At 62.9% G+C, this 16296-nt stretch carries 14 protein-coding genes; 3 read left to right on the forward strand and 11 right to left on the reverse strand.

What is annotated here, in order from left to right; translation table 11 throughout:
- Positions 1-94 precede the first annotated feature (94 nt).
- Both GSQ89_RS22830 and GSQ89_RS22835 read left to right on the forward strand, forming a co-directional pair.
- Positions 95-1315, forward strand: a complete 1221-nt coding sequence (locus tag GSQ89_RS22830) for a serine hydrolase (protein ID WP_158929554.1) — start codon at positions 95-97, stop codon at positions 1313-1315.
- A gap of 19 nt (positions 1316-1334) precedes the next feature.
- Complete coding sequence (locus GSQ89_RS22835; RefSeq protein WP_158929556.1) at positions 1335-2483, forward strand: mandelate racemase/muconate lactonizing enzyme family protein; 1149 nt, start codon at positions 1335-1337, stop codon at positions 2481-2483.
- A 36-nt stretch (positions 2484-2519) separates the two neighbouring features.
- Here the strand turns inward: GSQ89_RS22835 and GSQ89_RS22840 are convergent, their stop codons facing one another.
- Together GSQ89_RS22840 and GSQ89_RS22845 are read right to left on the reverse strand one after the other, a co-directional pair.
- Entirely contained in the window at positions 2520-3443 is a 924-nt protein-coding gene (locus GSQ89_RS22840) for a hypothetical protein (protein WP_158929558.1), read from the reverse strand.
- A 78-nt stretch (positions 3444-3521) separates the two neighbouring features.
- Positions 3522-4625, reverse strand: a complete 1104-nt coding sequence (locus GSQ89_RS22845) for a Gfo/Idh/MocA family protein (RefSeq protein WP_158929560.1) — start codon at positions 4623-4625, stop codon at positions 3522-3524.
- Between the two features lie 148 nt (positions 4626-4773).
- On the opposite strand from GSQ89_RS22845, the gene GSQ89_RS22850 reads away from it, so the two are divergent.
- Entirely contained in the window at positions 4774-5940 is a 1167-nt protein-coding gene (locus GSQ89_RS22850) for a cobalamin-independent methionine synthase II family protein (protein WP_158929562.1), read from the forward strand.
- Between the two features lie 186 nt (positions 5941-6126).
- Here the strand turns inward: GSQ89_RS22850 and GSQ89_RS22855 are convergent, their stop codons facing one another.
- The 9 genes from GSQ89_RS22855 to GSQ89_RS22895 all read right to left on the reverse strand — a co-directional run bounded on the left by GSQ89_RS22855 (position 6127) and on the right by GSQ89_RS22895 (position 16280).
- The gene (locus GSQ89_RS22855; RefSeq protein ID WP_174254912.1) at positions 6127-6594 is read right to left on the reverse strand and encodes a LuxR C-terminal-related transcriptional regulator; all 468 of its coding nucleotides are present in this window, start codon (positions 6592-6594) and stop codon (positions 6127-6129) included.
- 138 nt (positions 6595-6732) lie between these two features.
- On the reverse strand, positions 6733-7746 hold the full coding sequence (locus GSQ89_RS22860) for a DUF4438 domain-containing protein (RefSeq protein ID WP_216856339.1): 1014 nt from the start codon (positions 7744-7746) through the stop codon (positions 6733-6735).
- On the reverse strand, positions 7727-8587 hold the full coding sequence (locus GSQ89_RS22865) for a hypothetical protein (protein ID WP_158929566.1): 861 nt from the start codon (positions 8585-8587) through the stop codon (positions 7727-7729). Before GSQ89_RS22865 ends, GSQ89_RS22860 begins: the two co-directional genes overlap by 20 nt.
- A 45-nt stretch (positions 8588-8632) precedes the next feature.
- Positions 8633-9748 (reverse strand): hypothetical protein, encoded by a 1116-nt coding sequence (locus tag GSQ89_RS22870; protein ID WP_158929568.1) that lies wholly within the window; start codon positions 9746-9748, stop codon positions 8633-8635.
- Positions 9749-9799: 51 nt separating this feature from the next.
- Positions 9800-10663: a hypothetical protein gene (locus tag GSQ89_RS22875; RefSeq protein WP_158929570.1), complete on the reverse strand. Its 864-nt coding sequence runs from the start codon at positions 10661-10663 to the stop codon at positions 9800-9802.
- Positions 10663-12531, reverse strand: a complete 1869-nt coding sequence (locus tag GSQ89_RS22880; protein ID WP_158929572.1) for a hypothetical protein — start codon at positions 12529-12531, stop codon at positions 10663-10665. The genes GSQ89_RS22875 and GSQ89_RS22880 overlap by 1 nt, the downstream gene beginning before the upstream one ends.
- Before the next feature lie 29 nt (positions 12532-12560).
- A complete protein-coding gene (locus GSQ89_RS22885; protein ID WP_158929574.1) occupies positions 12561-13865 on the reverse strand; it encodes a hypothetical protein in 1305 nt (434 codons plus the stop codon).
- 124 nt (positions 13866-13989) lie between these two features.
- Positions 13990-15003: a hypothetical protein gene (locus GSQ89_RS22890; RefSeq protein WP_158929576.1), complete on the reverse strand. Its 1014-nt coding sequence runs from the start codon at positions 15001-15003 to the stop codon at positions 13990-13992.
- Between the two features lie 470 nt (positions 15004-15473).
- Complete coding sequence (locus GSQ89_RS22895) at positions 15474-16280, reverse strand: ABC transporter permease (RefSeq protein ID WP_158929578.1); 807 nt, start codon at positions 16278-16280, stop codon at positions 15474-15476.
- Positions 16281-16296 lie beyond the last annotated feature (16 nt).

Consider the following 16296-nt stretch of genomic DNA (forward strand, 5'->3'; position numbering starts at 1 on the left):
GTCCATTCGGTGTCGCTGGATTGACCCTGTCGCCGCTGTCCGACAGGCTTACGGCGTTCCAGGCATAGACACCCGAGGAACCGGGAGACACGATATGACCGACAAACCCGCGTTGCCTCGCGCCGAACCGGAAGCGGTTGGCATGTCGTCCGTTCGGCTAGCCAGGATCGTTACTGCACTCAACAGAGAAATCGAAGCCGGCCAATTGCCTGGCGCGGTTATCGCGATCGCTCGGCGGGGGCATCTGGTTTTCCATGAGGCGGTTGGTTCCCTGGGTCCGGATCGAAACACCCCGATGCCGCTTGATGCCTTGTTCGCCATGGCTTCCATGACCAAGCCGGTCACCGGCGTGGCCGGGCTGATGCTGTGGGAGGAAGGACGCCTAGGGCTGGCCGATCCGATCGAGCGGTTCCTGCCGCAACTCGGCGACCGGCGCGTCGCGATGCTGACGGAAGGCGTCCTTGCCGGACGCGGGCCGATCGAAACGGTGCCGGTCGAGCGATCAATCACGATACAGGACCTGATGCGTCATACCTCCGGCCTGACCTATGGGGGACGCGGCACGACGGCGGTGCATGCGCTGTACCCGGCATCTTCCAACGTCGCGGGCGCCAGTTTGGATGCGGCTTCGTTTCTCGATGGGCTGGCGGCGGCGCCGTTGCTGTATCAACCGGGGACCGTGTGGGATTATGGGCTTTCCATCGACGTCATCGGCCTGGTCGTGGAGGCGATTTCCGGCCAGACCCTGGGTGCGTTCCTGGAACAGCGGTTATTCCAACCGCTTGGTATGGTGGACACCAGCTTTCAGGTGCCGCGGGACAAAGTGGCGCGCCTCGCCCGTCCGCTGCCGCGCGATCCCGATACCGGCGCGGCGCAGGTGGTGCCGGATCGCACCCAGGCATTGCGGTTCGAATGCGGCGGCGGGGGGTTGGTGTCGAGCGCGCTGGATTACCTGCGTTTCGCGCAGATGCTGTTGGGTGGCGGCGTGTTGGGCGAAACGCGCATCCTGGGCCGCAAAACCGTTGAAGCGATGCGTACCAACCGTGTGACCCCTGACATCGAGAACCGGATCGCCGAACTTGATCCCAATGCGGAAGGGTATGGTTTTGGTTTGACGGTCGCGGTTCGGGAGAAGGTCAGCACCCTGATGGGCAGCCCGGGGGAATTTTACTGGAACGGCGCCTATGGGACGCTGTGGTGGGCCGATCCGGCGGAGGATCTTGCGGTGGTGTTCATGGCTCAGGTGCCCGGCGAGCAGAAGCGGCGGTTTCGGGTGCTGATCAATGCGCTGGTCTATCAGGCGCTGGCGGAATGACTAGGTTGGAGGAATCGTTATGAAAATCACTGACATCATCGCCCATCCGCTGTCCGCCACGCTGCCGCAAGGCCGATGGACGGCGCACGAGAATATGGATCGTTCGTTGATCGTTCTTGTGGAGGTCCGCACCGATCAAGGCATCGCCGGGTTCGGCGAGATCGCCGGCAGCCCGCAGACCGTCATCTGCGATCTGGTGAAGATGTTCGCCGATGTGGTGCGGGGAATGGACCCGCTTGGCCACACGGAAATCTGGACGAAGTTGTTTTCGCTGACGTCACCACGTCCCGGTGGGCTTGGCGGTTGGGACGGCATGCCGGCGCCCCTGCCCCGCAACCAGCGGCCGCAGGTCATGGCGGCGATCGGCGGGATCGACATCGCCTTGTGGGATATCAAGGGCAAGGCAGCCGGGTTGCCGGTGTTTCGTGTCCTCGGCGGCACGCGGACTGAAGTATTTACCTATGCGACCGGCGGATACTATCTGGAAGGCGAACCGCTTGACGCCGCGGCGAAGGAACTTTCGGGTTTTGTTTCTGCCGGGTATCGTGCGGTCAAGCTGAAATGCGGGGCCCTGTCACTGCCGGATGAGGTCACGCGGATCAGGGCGGTGCGGGAGGCGATCGGTCCCGATGTGCTGTTCATGCTGGACATGAATGCCCCGTATGACGTGGCGGGCTGTATCAAGTTCGCGGCGGCGGTCGCACCTTACGATATATTCTGGCTGGAGGAGCCGTTGCACTGGTATCTGCAGCCGGCCGATTTCCAGCGCCTGGCCGCGGCGTCGCCCATTCCGCTGGCGCATGGTGAGCGGGAGTGGCACCGATACACTGTTCGCGATTTTATTGACTCCGGCGCGATCCGTTACGTTCAATTCGATTCCACCCGGCATGCCGGGTTCACCGAGTCGTTGCGTATCGCGTATTATGCGGAACAGAAAGGCGTGTTGATCGCACCGCACTCGGTGGGTTATTTGCACGGGCATCTGGTGTCGGCGTTCGGCGATGCCGCGTTTGCCGCGGAATCGCACGGAGACAATTCGCGGCATCCGATCCATCACGCGATTTACCAGGGCGGGGCCGAGGTGCGCGACGGCTTGCTGTGCTTATCGGAAGCGCCGGGGTTCGGTGTGGAAATCGATTGGAAGGGCGTCGAGAAATTCCGTGCGTGATGGAGGGCTTCCGAACCCTCCATCACGCACAGCGGGTTATTCGGCGGCCAGGTTGGGGGTGAATTCGAGTGGCAAGCCCTTGTGGCCGGTCAGACGCTCGCCTTCCGCGTACATCTCGAAGGCGCGCTTCTTCAATGCCGGCAGGACCGAGGCGATTTTGTCCAGGTCCAGGTCGGCGGCGATCCCCGGGTAACCGGCGCGCTCGATCATTGGCCCGAGCTTGCGGTTTTCGATCTGCTCGAAAGTCCAGTCCAGCGGATCGTCGATGATGGTCAGGTCCCAGTTGGTCCGATGGTTCTTGTTGCGCGGACCGTAATGGTAATGCGCGCCCTGCCAGAAGCAGTCGAACGCCAGAACCTCCGTCTCCTCGACATAGGCCTTGCCTTTCGATCCGCCCACGTCGGCAAGGACGTGAAGTGCCAGGCCGCCGTCACCGTTCCGCTGGCGCCGCATCTCCAGGCCGAACCGGATGTTGCCGGCTTCATAGATGTCCGTGCCGCGGTTGTGCTTGACCGTGTTGCGCTTGCTGATGAACGTTTCCCGGGCGCAGGCCTCGATGTCGGGCAGAATGCGCTGCACCGCGGCGAGGTTGGTTGCCTGCGCGATCTCTTTGTATCCCGCCCGTTCCAGCATCTTGGGAAGCTTCTGGCTCAGCACCCGGACGGTCCAACCGATGGGATTGCCATCGGTGATCGGGTCCATCCGGCAATGCACGCCCATGCCGCCGCCAACACGGCCGGGCGTCATCAGCTCGGGATTTTCCGGGCCGTAGACATAGCTTCTCTCGATGTCGAAGCAGTTGAAGCGTAGCAGTGGCGTTTGCTTGCCGTCCACATCGGCGGCCACGTCGATGGAGACACCCTGGTCGGTGTGATCCTCGACGTTGGCATCCCACAATTGGTGCCGGACGATGATGGTTAGCGGATCGGCGTTAAAGCTGGTTCCTTGTGACTGTGGCATGGTCGGACGCTCCTGTTGGAGGGGTTTGTGTGATCCTAGAAAGACGGCGGCGCGACCGCAAGTGCGGCCCGCGCGGTGTCAGGCGATCTGCGTCTGTCCAGTTTCCGAGGCTCGCGTGATCATGTCCAGCATGCGATGCCTGGTGACCGCCGCATCGAACCCCGGGACGAACGGCTTACCCTCCCGAATGGCTGTCCCCAATGCGGCGTAGAGTTGCGCGACGTTGTAGGGTGATTCGCGTGGCGTCGCGTCCGGCACCCAGCGATATTGGGCGGGAATTGGCAGCTCGGCCAGCGGCGTGCCGGCGCCACGTGCGCCGCGCACCGACAATTCCTGCCGTTGCGTCGATGCGCGCATTGTCGCTTCCAGCACAAGGTCGCCGGTTTCGCCATGGATTTCGAACAGGAACTCCAGCCCGCGGGCCATGCCGCCGCGTACCTGGAACGATACTGCCGCGCCATCGCCGACAATGCCGCTGACCACAAGCTGATCCGGCGACGTCTTCGTAATGAGTTCGCCGGAACCCGCCAAGGCGATCTTATCGCGCTGGCTGACCACGAACGCCGCGAGTTGCCGGAATTCTCCCAGGCAGTAGCACAGCGCATCCAGATTGTGCCCGCCGGTGATCGTCATCAGATTGGCGCCGTTATTCCGATCCGCCTGATATGATTCACCGAGTGTGGCGCCCCAGTTCGCCGCGTTGACGAACATCGTGCCGGACAGGACGCGCCCGATGTAGCCGTCGGCGATCAGGTCCCTGACGTAGCTGATTGACGGCGACACCCGGCCTTGCAAACCGATCGCGTGGCGGACGCCGGCTTTGTCCGCCGCCGCGTGCATGCGAACCGCTTCATCGGTGTTCCGGCCCAGGGGCCACTCACAGTAAACGTGTTTGCCGGCCTCGATCGCCGCCATGACCGGTGCGTAATGGTCGGGTGCCTTCACGCAGACGGTCACCAGATCGACGTCCGGATGTGCCGCCAATTGCGCGGCGTCGGCGAAGGCAAGCCGAGCACCGTAATGTTTTGCAGCCGCATCGGCTGATTCCTGGCGAGTGGTGGCGACGGCCACGATTTCGAAATCCGGCAATGCTTTCAGGGCCGGAACGTGCGCGATAGAGGCAAAGCCCCGTCCGGCATTCACACCGACAATGCCGACGCGGATCTTGCTTTTACTGGTCATGTCAAAAATGTCCTTATCATTTGCCAAACATAATGTGCCAGCGTGCCCAAATCCGCAAGCCGCCTCGGCGAGTTGACAGTCACGGTGCGCGGTGCAAACCATGCCTCGCGAGCGAAAGACGGCGTGTTCGATACAGGGAGCTACGTCAATGCTGAAAACGACCAGTAATCTGGTGCTGCCGACCGCGATCACCGGGTCATATCCGCGTCCGCTGTGGTTCGACATGAGCCTGAACGGCAGATCGTTCAAATCAGCCCTGGGCGAATCTTTGTTTCGAGAGCAGTACCTGGACGCCGTCGCCGCGGTCATCAACGCGCAGGAAGCCGCCGGGCTGGACATCGTGACCGACGGCGACAGCCGCTTCGACCTGGCTGTCGGCGGCAAGTCCTGGTTTTTCTACCCGATCGAGCGCCTGGGTGGGATAAGCGGGCATCGCGATACGTCGCGAGGCTGGATGGGCCGGCATGACCTGCGCCCGGGTAAAATCCTGTGGGAGGTGCAGGAGGCGTATCAGCCCAGCATCGTGTCGGGGAAACTGACCCGCGGTCCCTGGGAATACACGGCGCTGTGGCAGGTCGCCCAGCGCCTGACGGATCGTCCGGTGAAGTTTGGCGCCATCTGTGCGCCGGCGCTCGCCAGCATGCTCTGGAATGAGTTTTACGTCGACGACAAGGCGATGATTCTCGATCTGTGCGATATCATGAACGCGGAACTGCGTGAACTGGCCGCCGCGGGCTGCCCGCTGATCCAGGTCGAGGAACCGCCGCATCACGGCCGTTCGCTGCGTCCCGATTGCACCGACGCCGACCTGGAATTCCTGACCGAGGCCTTCAACCGGCAGCTTGCCGGTGTCGACGCGGAAATCTGGGCGCATACCTGCTGGGGCAATCCGAACCAGCAGCGCGTCTACTGGGAAGTGCCAAGCTATGAACGGGCGATGCCGCATTTGTTGCAGCTCAATGCCGATGTGATCACCTTCGAATGCGCCAGCAGCGACGGCAAGGACCTGCATCTGTTCGGCAAATACGGGACCGACAAGAAGATCGGCATCGGCGTTGTCAACCACTGCAACACTGTTGTGGAACCGCCGGAATACGTGGCCGGCCTGATCCGCCGAGCGCTTGAGTTCATTCCGCCGGAGCGGTTGGTGATCACCACGGATTGCGGTTTCGGGCGTGAGGGGCTTAGTCGCCGCATCGCCTATTACAAATGCGTCTCGCTGGTGGAGGGCACCAACATTGTGCGTCGCGAACTCGGCCTGCCGGAAGCACGCGTGCGGGCATCCGATCCCGCGCTTTACTTCGGCAAACGATGATCGCGGCCATGAGGCCTGGTCCGTCGGCAAGACACCCCCGACGCAACCACCTTCCGGCGGCAACGGCATGATGGCGCAAGCCTGACCCGATGAAGCGGCCAGTACTCACACGGCCTTGGCGGCGGTTCTACACTGTTAGTATTCGTCGTTTACTGTAGATGAACAGTCCGAATCCAACTAAAACGGTCACCTCGCATAGTTCGCGTTGCGCCCTCGTGCCGGTTCAAGTGACGCTGTGATCAGTGGAGCACACCGAAATACCATCGCCGCCCGGCTTTCGACATTCAGCTTGGCGAATATCCGGCGCAGATATGTTGCCACCGTCCATTCGCTGATCCGCAGCCGATAGGCAATATTCTTGTTCGCATGCCCCTGCGCCACCAGGATGGCGATTTCAAGCTCCCGGCTCGTCAGGCGGGCCACCACATCGTCTACGACCTCGTCCTTGTGCTGCTCCTCGATAACGATCAATCCCAATCCACCCAGTTCAAATCGGCAGATTTGCGTATGCTCCGCATCGGCGTGCAAGTCCGATGCCAGCGTTACGATGAACTGGCGGTCGCCCAGTTCAATCCGCCCAACCTGACGAATATGGGATTTGTCACGGCCATTTCGGGCAGACATAAAGCCGTTGGCAGTGGACTGCTCGGCCATTTGTATGCAACTCCACCTATTTACGGCGACAACAGAGAACAGAAGAAAAATGTCCGCTGAAACAGGTTGTATCAACCGAAAACATTTTCTTGGCGTCGAACCCGTTGTGTAACTAGTAAGATCAAATGTCCTCGCCAATCAAGTAAAGGCCATCTTTTCACGAAAAGTTGAAACCTGTTGACGGACAGGCGGTTTGGCTGACACAGTACGTCCGGCAAGCGGTTGCCGTGCGCGTGGTGGAAGGACCGCGCGGCGTTGATAAATATAGGCAATATTGGCGTCGCTATCGCGGACGGGTCGCAGGCATGACGCCGGGCCGGTCAGCAGCGGTGTCACGCCAGGTCCGTGGGCGGCCGTCGTACTGTCGCTGTGGATCACAACACCAATCGTTATGTGGCCCCCGCGCCAGGCGGCACCGAAGCGCGCGTCGCTGTCCAGCACCGCGACCAGGTCACCAAACCGTAGCGTATCCAAACGATGGCGCCTGCGCGTTGGCGGATCAAATAGCTGAATGTCAAAATCGCCGCGCCAGACATTGTTTTTGCCAAGCCCGGATCCGATGATCGCGGCCGGAACCATGTGGGTTACGCGCACCTCCAGCACGCCATCGTGCGCGCGCGGCTTCCAACGCCGTAACAGGCCTGGTGCACAATTGGTGACGGTAATTTGCTGAAAGTCAGGTAATTGCAGTCCCATGCCACAAGAATAGATTTGAATTTTGTCACCAATATTAAGCCGATACAGTGTCTTTTTATCGAAATCGACCAGCACATGGTCCGCACCGCCATGCTTGCCGGTCACCATGCCAACCGCGCCCGTCGCCGGACCGCTGACCACCCGCGCCGGATTACCAACACAGGCGCTGGTCAACAAAGCCATATTCGGACCATTTGCGGCGCCAATGATTTCGCGGCCGTTATTGTGCAGCGACACACCCGGCTCCACATGGTCGGCCGCGAGACCGACGCAGGGATCGCCAATCCGGCAATTCAGCGAGATTCCGCCGGTGCCGGGCAGTACCCGGGGCACGCCATCCTGGCCGATCCTGTAAGGGTTCGCGCGGCCGACCGGATGGGCGATCTGTCCCATCACCGCCTGGATGACCAACTCACCCGCGTTCAGCCGCAGCGGTTCAATGCGACCATTTGCCACGGTAATCCTCCCCCGCCAGATCGTACCAGAATGCGAGGGCGTCTTCCCACGCCCCTTTGACCGGCCTGGGCTCCAGTTCAGCCAGGAAACCGCCATCTTCCCCGCCATTGGCGAAGTCGTGCCCGAGCGGCAGCCTGCTGTGTCCGGGGGCAACGATATGCACGACGACGAGACGCAGGCCGCCCCACAGGAATCCGGCCAGCCCGGCCTCGACCAGCATCTGCATCAGCAGGCCGCGCTCGATCGAGACCAGGTCGTCGACCAGTTCCAAACGCCGGCACGGCAGGTGCCACGCTTTCAGATGGTGGCACAGTGGAGGATCACCCTGGCCGCCGCGGCAGAGCAGAACCGACCCCGGCAGCAACGCCGTCAGCGCGGCCGCATCGCGCGTGGCCGCGACCATCGGCCCACTGGCCTCCACCGCTCGGGACAGACGCCCGTCCAGCGCTTCCGCCATGGCTTCCCACTGCGGCACCAGCGATTCATCCATGCCGGGCGGCAAACAGCTTTCCCGCACTGCGTCGCGCACCCAGCACAGCCGCCCGCTGCCTGGCCCGGCTGTATCGCGCAATCCTTGCCAGATGCGCAGGGCCTGACGCACTTCATCCGCATCGGGACTGCCGCCCTTGGACCACATCAATGCGGACGGCTCGCGGTCGTAGAGCAGCCAACTGTCCAGGATGTTCAGGAACTCGGGTCCCAACCAGATCTCGGCGTGGCCAGCCAGCCCGCGTATGAAGGCCGCCCCATCATGCGACAGGCAAAGATGGGGGTCGACGACGCAGCGCCAGCGCCGGCGGCTGATGTGCACCGATAAGTCGGGCTCCAGGCTCCGGACCATGCGCGCCGCTCCCTCAAGGGTGTGACCATTCCGGGCTGGACCCGGTTACAGATCGGCGAACGCAGGCTGAAGTTCCCGCCGCATTTTGGTCCCGAACACATCGTGCTGCACTTGGGGTGGCGCGCCGACGAAACCGCGGCCCTCGGGGGTCATGCGGTAGGCCGCCAGCCACGCCTCGGCATGCTGGCCGATCTGCCCCATCTCCGTCTGGAACAGTGATGGGTCGATCCCGGTCTTGAAATCATGGTCGGCGACGAACAGCAGGATGCGCCGCCCACTCTCGGCCATCTTGGCGCGCTGCGAGATGTCAGCCATGCCGCCCAGGTAACGTTGCGACACCGCCTCGACCACGTTCCACCGCGTATTCGCATCGAACGCCTTCTTGATATCGGGGGCATCGAGCAGCGTCAGCACCTGCTTCAGATAATGCCCGGTTTCCATCGACAGTGCATAGATGCTGCCGTAAGTCGCACGGTTCAGCGCATAGCGCAGATCGATGCCAAGCCGTTGCACCGTCGCGACGCTGCCGAATGCTCGGTTTCCAATCTGCTGGCCGCCGCGGATGACGTCGCCGATCCGCAGATCGCGGAGGTATTGTGCGACCGCGCCCATGAACCCGACGAGCTGGCGATGGAAATTCCGGTTGACCACGCCTTGCGTGCTTCCGTTGCCGCCATAGTTGAACGCCCGGCGATACGCTGCTTCCCGATGCCGTAGCGAATATCGTTGCGGCTGCCATTTTTCCAACAGGTACAGCCCCTTGGCGCCAGGTCCGCGGGTCAACTTGATGCTGCCGGAATGGAACAGGCGCAGCAGCACGTTCACCACCTGGAATACTTTCGAGCGTTCATACTGATAGATAAAGTACAGTTCCGCCGATGCGTGCAACTGACTGGAGACGTAACTATAGTCGAAGTCCGGCTTCAGATACGGGTACGCGATTTCCTCGAAGCCCACCGGGCCTTTCGGACCGACACCGATCATGTCGAGGAACCCGTCGCCGCCGCCCGGGGCCTCGGCGCCTTTTTCCGACAAGTCGGCAAAGCGCTCCTCGAACTGCTGCGCGTACGCCTGACGGTCTTCGGGCGGGACATTGGCGAGCTGGTCGCGGATAAAGCGGTCCCAGAGTCGCTGGATCGTTTCCGTTTGCTGGATGGTCATCGAACAGCTCCTAGACTGATGGTGCCGATTACTTCGCCACGCTGATGGCGCTTACTTCTTCTTCCGAGCCTGCACCTTGCGGACGGGGTTGCCGGCCTGTCGCATCGGGCGGGCCTGGGTTGTCCGGACTGGCTCGTCGGGGTCCCTATTCTCGCCCTCTTCCACCACGACGATGACGGGCGAACCGGCTTCGCGCACGGCTTCTCCCAGCGCCTCCGTTGCGGCTTCCGATTCGCCCAGTTCGAAGCCCATTTCAACGACACGATCGGACAGGCCGCGATGCGCGGCATCAAGCCGCAGGACATGCGCTTCCAATGCCTGAATCCTGGCATCGCTGGCGGACTTCGCGGTCTGTAGTTCGGTGATCCCGGCAGCCCCTTTCTCGATTGCCTTCTCCTGGCTATCGACTACCGCGTGCAATTGCTCGACCGGCATTTTTACAAAGGGTTTCAGCATTTCCCCGAAGTCGGAGATGAACGGACTGACCGTGTGCTCCGCGGCGACGTCTTGGGCGGCCGCTGCTGCGCCAGCGGTGCCTTGGCTGGCGGCCCCCGGCGGAGCCGCCGTGCCAACAGCTCCGCCAAGCGGGGTCGCCGCACCAGACGATCCTCCTGTCGGCGATGTGGCTGCCGAATGTTTGCTGCCTGCCGCCGCGCCCGGAACGATATAGTCGACATATTTCTTTATGTTTTTCTCGATAGCCTTTACTTCGCCGACCAGTTCCGCCAGCAGTAACGCTTTGATGGCCGAAATCCCGACCAGCGTGCCGCGGACCTCGTGGCGATCCAACAGCTCCCTCAGATCGCCCAACACATCGGGCACGATCAGCGCGGCCAGGGACGACACAGGCGGTGGCGTGCCTGCTCCGCCTGCGCTGGAACTGCCGCTCCCTACGACAATGAGTGAATCGCTCATCACACTTTCCTCGCGATAATATCCAGGCTCTGTTCGTATTGCTGCGGCAGGGCCGGCGCCATGCGCGGCAGTTTGCCGACGTTGGCCTCGTAAGCCGCCTGCCGGATCACCAGCTTGAGCAGCCGGAACACGTATTGCTGATCGCCGGCCTCCAAAGACACCGTGCGCACCAGATTTTCCCAGCGCTCTTCAAGGCTTTCCTGAACGCGCAGTTCTTCCGCCAGGCCCCGTCTCTGCCGTTCATCCAATAGCGGCGGTGGCACTTTGGTTGACGGGATCTGGTAGTAGCGCGTGAACGCCCGGTCCAGACCTTTGACCTCCATGGTCGCGGTTGCGTAGTCGGCCCGGATCTGTGCCAGATCGGCCTGTAATTTCGAGCCGGGTACGGCATATTCGTTGATGGGACCACCGGCGAAGTTGGCAGAGCCGCCCGTCACCAGTTTGTAAATCACATCGATGATCGACCAGAACGCCATAGCCCGCCACTCGGTCGGGCCGCCCTCGCTGGTCAATGAACCAAGCGCCAGCAAGTCGATCCCGCGGTCCAGTTCCAGGAGCAGCATGTCGAGCAACACCTGTGGCTGCACCCCGCGCGCGCTGTTGCTTGGGAACAACCCGTCGAAAATTGTCGCCAGGGTGCCGCGTACCGAAATCAGGTCGAAAAGACTGTTGTCGTCTTCCAACTGGTTCATGTTGTAGAGGCCGTACAGCAGGATCGGCGGCCGGGCGATGCGCAGCAGGCGCAGCCCGCCGGCGGGACGGAAAGTCTCGGCGAACAGTTCCAGAGCCTGCAGATAGGATTCCAGCGGCGGCGAACGGTCGAAATGCCCGTCCTCCCGCGACATCGCGCCGGGCGCGACGATCGCCATGCGCCGGAACCGCTCGATATCGAGCTGCGCTGTCACCCCTAAAGCCCGCAAGCCGTCGGACGTGCCATTGTGTGCCCGTGTGATCAGCCCATCCATGGTCTGGGCGATTTCGTTTTCCAACAGCAGCGACCGCAGATCGCCCTGGCCCTGCTCCTCCAGCCACAGATAAAGCCGGCGATAGGCGTCGATGCCGCGCGGCCAGTCATTCGGCGTAACCGACTGTTGTGAGCCGCCATTGAAGTTGCGCAGTGCGTAGATCACCGCGTCGCGCCGCTGTTGCAGTTCGGGTACCGGCACTTGCAGCAAGTAATACCCGGTCGCGAAGCCGACACTGGCCAGCGATTCGCCCAGCATCACCAGCAGCACGGCCGCAACCTCATCCAGCGCGCGTCCCAGCCGGCGGAAGTTCTGAGTCATGCCGGGCGACAGCGACCCGACGAAACGCGCCATACGTGCGTATTCGCCGAGCTGGCGCCGCACCGCGATCACCTTGTCGCGCTGGGTCGGGTCCAACCCCTGCCTCGCGGCGGCATGGCCCTGGATGACGGCGGCCCGGATCGAGTCGCCCCAGCCCTGCATTTCAGGCGTTATGTCGTTAGTCAGCGGGTTGCTCGCCAGGTCGATCAGCGCTTTCTCCACGTCGCCGTTGGCGATGCGGAATTCGGTGTCCGACGAACTGGACTGCGCCGCCAGCGATGGCTGCTGCGCCAGCATCGCAGCGGGCGGCAGGCTGGGCAGACCCATCAGTTCCTGCCGGAGTCCGGCGGCTTGCGGCAGATCCTGATAATAGGACATCAGCCCTTCGGCGATCTGCCTGGCGTCCCGTGGATTGCTCACCTTCAGGTGGTTGCGCAGCATATTATCCAGCGCGAGGCCGACATGCCCGTTGCTGCCGTGGCTATTATGGCCGCCTTGACCACCCTGGCCATGCGATGCGCCGTTGAGCGACGAGCTGTGGGACCCGCCTCCGCTGTAGTAACTGTTCGGGGAAAGGGACATGACCTACCTCGTTTCGTTGGGTTCGCGGATCAGGATGCCAGCGCCGCTTGCGCGGCACTGATGGTGACGGGGGCGGACGGATGGTCTTCAGTCAGGCGGCCGACCAACTGCGTCGAGAGTGATCGAGGCTGCAGCCGGCCGGTCTGCAAGGCGTAGCTGGCGGCGCTGACCAGATAGCGGGGCGGCAACGACCGGTCCGGCAGGCGGCCCTCAACCAGATGCCGCTTTCCCGCAAGGATCGCGTCCTGGTCCTCCCGCCGGAACCGGATGATATCCGCCAGCGCCCGGTGTGCCAGGTTTCGCCGTGTCTGGTAGGCGATCTCATCGACAATATGCGGCATCAGCTTGTCCGTGCTACGTAGCAGCCGTTCGGGCAGGCGATGGAACCGACGCGGATTATACAGGGTTCGCCACACGCGATCGAGCCGCGTCGCATCCGTCGTGAAACCCATGCGGCGCAGCATTTCCACCAACAGCAGGACGCGCAGGAATCCGGTCGGGTGGGCACCGGCCCGATAGGTCAGCGCGCGCGGCGCGGGATGCGCCAGGAACAGCGCCATGCCCCAGGCCACCGCCGGCCCGCCGAGCAGCATCGCCGCCAGGTCGGCGAAAATTTCCTTGTGCCAGCGGCCATAAATCACGGCCAGTCGAGGATCGCCTGATACGGTCATCACCCGCTTGGTGACGGCGATCTTGTTTTCGTACCAGATTCCCATGTCGGCTTGCAGGTTGTGCGCGATTTCATGGACGAACACCGGCTCCCACGGGTTGTCGCGATCCCAGGGGATGCGAATCACCGGAAACGGGTTCGATTCACCCAGCAGCCGGGTCAGCACCACACCCCGGCGCATCGTCGCCGGCGAGTAGCCATGTTCCATGTACGTGACCGGTGCCAGGGCTTTGCCGCTGAGCAGGCGTGGCGCGTGCTGTCGCACCGCGTCGTAACAGTCGCGGGCGATGACGTCGTGCGCCGCCAGGGCCGGTGCATAGGTGCTGCCGCGTTGGCTGAACACCTCGAAGAACATGCCGAAGGCGCGGCGGGCGCGATCGATCTCGCGCTCGACCAGGGCGATATCGATCAGGACGCGCTGCGGCCTTGTGCTCGTCCACTCACGCTGCACGGTCCGCACACGGCGGGCTATTTCGTGATCGATGGACGTCAGGCGATCGTTCGCTGCTTTGAAATGGTCGGGGGACGGAGCAAAGGGCAGGTCCTGCGGCCGGATGCCCACGGAGTCATAGTCGATCCGCGAAAGGCGGCGGGCTCGGGCTGTCAGCCCGATGATCCGCTCCCGCAGGAACGCGCTGACTTCGAGGATTGCCTTCGCACCCATGGCTGGACGTCCTACTGGCCGGGCGACATGCAGGGTCGCATGTCGGCGTGTTCGGAAGGCGGCGGGGTCGTTGGGGGCGGCCGGCTGTTGCACCGGCTTCCCCCAACATTGGTGGTCTGCTTACTCAGCCCGACGTGATTGTCAGGTGAATCGGTCCATGGAACCGCATCGTGCGCCGCCGTCCGCAGCTCGGGCAGACCGCACCCGACGCCCGCAGGCCGCTGTGGCGCGCAGTACCGAGCGCCATGGCGGTACCCGTCATGGCGGTACCCGTCCGGTGCGTCCGGAACCGGTTCCGGCCCATCCCGCGGGCCATGCCCCGATGATGACGCCGCCCGGGGCGCAGGCGCATGCGGTGCGTGGTCTGCGCCAGTTTGCGCAACACCCGTGGCGAACGAGCCGCCGCCTTCACGGTTTGGGCAACCACGCGTGGCAGATGGCGTACCGGTAGACGCTTGCGAGCAATCACTTTCCGAGCGTGGCTGACGATGGCCGGCATCGCCTGCACCGCCTTCGGTCCGTGCTTGCGCACCAGATGCTTGGTTGCAGCGGTAACGGTCTTCACCAGCGCCCGGCGCTGCGGACGCGGCAGAGCAGCCGTATGATGCTTCAAGGCCGACTTGATCGCCACGCCTGCAATGGCGGGGGCGAGCGCATCGATCGCCTCTTCATCGTCGGCGAAATCGGCGAGATCGTCGAACCCATCCATTTCGTCGGCTTCATCGGCCATGACCTTACCGACGATGTCGGCGGCGCGGCCGATGAGTTGGGCTTGCGGGATGGGAATCATCTTGGCGAGCGGTGCCACCCAGCGGGCACCCTTGCCGATGGCGCCGCCGACCTTCTTCAGGGCCCTACCGAGCCCACTCCAGAATTCGTCGGCATCGGCTGCCTCCAGCGCGTCAGTGACGCCTTCTTCCAGCTCGTCCGCCGACTCCTCGTCGAACGTGTCGCCCGGGTCGTCCAGTTCGTCGAATTCGTCCATGGCTTCGAACTCCGCGGGAGCGTCGAATCCGTCGTCATCGAATTCGTTGACGTCGTCGAATTCATCGGATGCCTCCAGTTCGTCGGCGCCTTCGAATTCGTCAAAGGCGCTGTGACCGCCTTTGCCTTCGGGCTCTTCCGCCATTTCGTCCAACAGGTCTTCATCGAATCTATCGCTCATCGTTGCTCTCCTGGTGATCGGGCGATGTGCCCTGGTCAGTACGCTGGGGACGCGGTTTCTACCGGGCCTCGAATGGCGTTGCGGCGCGGCGGACCCGATCGCCGGCGCAGAGTTCGGGCGTGTCCGCGGGTCTTCTCGCGGCGGTCAAACACATCGGCCGATGGTGTGTCGCTGCCAACCCTGATGCGGACAGGAAACGATCGCGGGTTTGCTTCAGGCGGCATGACAATCCTCGGTGGTTCCCGGGGACGAAATCATCAGCCCCCTGTTCCAGGCCAGATTGAGCCACAATGGATTTGCGGCAGGATAGTCACACGATGCTGGTCGCGCGGGCTGGGTAGCTTGTCTGAGTGACGGGCGGGGTCGCGACTCACGCTTCTTCGCGATCGGATACCGGCCGGGATCGTCCCCGTCCGCAGCATGTCCTGTTTACGCGCGGCCGGCTAAGCCCGCCATCGCGACATTCCCTTCTCGATCCGCGTCAGCACCTCGGTCAGCGCGACACTCAGGATCACCAGGATCAGTACCGCCGCGTAGGTTCCCGCCGCGTCATAGATGCCCGAATGGTAGGCGATCAGGTAACCGATACCGCTGTTGGACGCGATCAGTTCCGCCAGCAATGTGTTGGAAAACGCATAGCGCACGGCGATCCGCATGCTGGTGAAGATCCACGGCAGCGCGGCGGGGATCAGCACCTTGCGAATGATCTCGGCGCGTGTCGCTCCCATCAGCCGCAGCGCTCGCGGCAAATCGGGGTCGATGTTGTGGACGCCGTCGATCGTGCTGCTGAAGACAAGGAAGAAGACGACCAAGGTAACCAGTACGACCTTCGACAGCACGCCGATCCCGAACAGGATGATCAACAGGGGTGCCAAGGCGATTTTCGGCAGTGAATAGGCGGCGAAGATGAAGGGCGACATAACCTTGTCGAGCCGGGGCAGCAGGCCGAACACCAGGCCAAGGCCCACACCGATCGCACAGCCCAATGCATAGGACGTGCTCATGACCGTCAGCGTGGCGAATAACTGGTGCCACAGCGTGCCATCGATGATCCAGCCCAGCAGCGCCATGACGATGGATTGGGGATCGCTCGCCCAGAAACGCATGCCTGGGCCGGGCAGGTACTGCCACGCCGCGAGCAGAGCCGCGAGGATGCCAATACGCGCCAGGATGCGGCCCGGCGTGCTGTCGAACACGGCCCGGGCGCGTTCGGCGAAGCCGATCCTGGCGGTCAATGCGAGGTCGGACATCAGCCGGACCGCCGGC

The sequence above is a fragment of the Acidisphaera sp. S103 genome (assembly GCF_009765975.1).
In the GTDB taxonomy this organism is placed as follows: domain Bacteria; phylum Pseudomonadota; class Alphaproteobacteria; order Acetobacterales; family Acetobacteraceae; genus Rhodopila.

Excerpts from the sequence above, each read along its gene's own strand:
- GSQ89_RS22830 (WP_158929554.1), top strand. The coding sequence starts at position 95 with ATGACCGACAAACCCGCGTTGCCTCGCGCCGAACCGGAAGCGGTTGGC.
- GSQ89_RS22835 (WP_158929556.1), top strand. The coding sequence starts at position 1,335 with ATGAAAATCACTGACATCATCGCCCATCCGCTGTCCGCCACGCTGCCG.
- GSQ89_RS22840 (WP_158929558.1), bottom strand. The coding sequence starts at position 3,443 with ATGCCACAGTCACAAGGAACCAGCTTTAACGCCGATCCGCTAACCATC.
- GSQ89_RS22845 (WP_158929560.1), bottom strand. The coding sequence starts at position 4,625 with ATGACCAGTAAAAGCAAGATCCGCGTCGGCATTGTCGGTGTGAATGCC.
- GSQ89_RS22850 (WP_158929562.1), top strand. The coding sequence starts at position 4,774 with ATGCTGAAAACGACCAGTAATCTGGTGCTGCCGACCGCGATCACCGGG.
- GSQ89_RS22855 (WP_174254912.1), bottom strand. The coding sequence starts at position 6,594 with ATGGCCGAGCAGTCCACTGCCAACGGCTTTATGTCTGCCCGAAATGGC.
- GSQ89_RS22865 (WP_158929566.1), bottom strand. The coding sequence starts at position 8,587 with ATGGTCCGGAGCCTGGAGCCCGACTTATCGGTGCACATCAGCCGCCGG.
- GSQ89_RS22870 (WP_158929568.1), bottom strand. The coding sequence starts at position 9,748 with ATGACCATCCAGCAAACGGAAACGATCCAGCGACTCTGGGACCGCTTT.
- GSQ89_RS22875 (WP_158929570.1), bottom strand. The coding sequence starts at position 10,663 with ATGAGCGATTCACTCATTGTCGTAGGGAGCGGCAGTTCCAGCGCAGGC.
- GSQ89_RS22880 (WP_158929572.1), bottom strand. The coding sequence starts at position 12,531 with ATGTCCCTTTCCCCGAACAGTTACTACAGCGGAGGCGGGTCCCACAGC.
- GSQ89_RS22885 (WP_158929574.1), bottom strand. The coding sequence starts at position 13,865 with ATGGGTGCGAAGGCAATCCTCGAAGTCAGCGCGTTCCTGCGGGAGCGG.
- GSQ89_RS22895 (WP_158929578.1), bottom strand. The coding sequence starts at position 16,280 with ATGTCCGACCTCGCATTGACCGCCAGGATCGGCTTCGCCGAACGCGCC.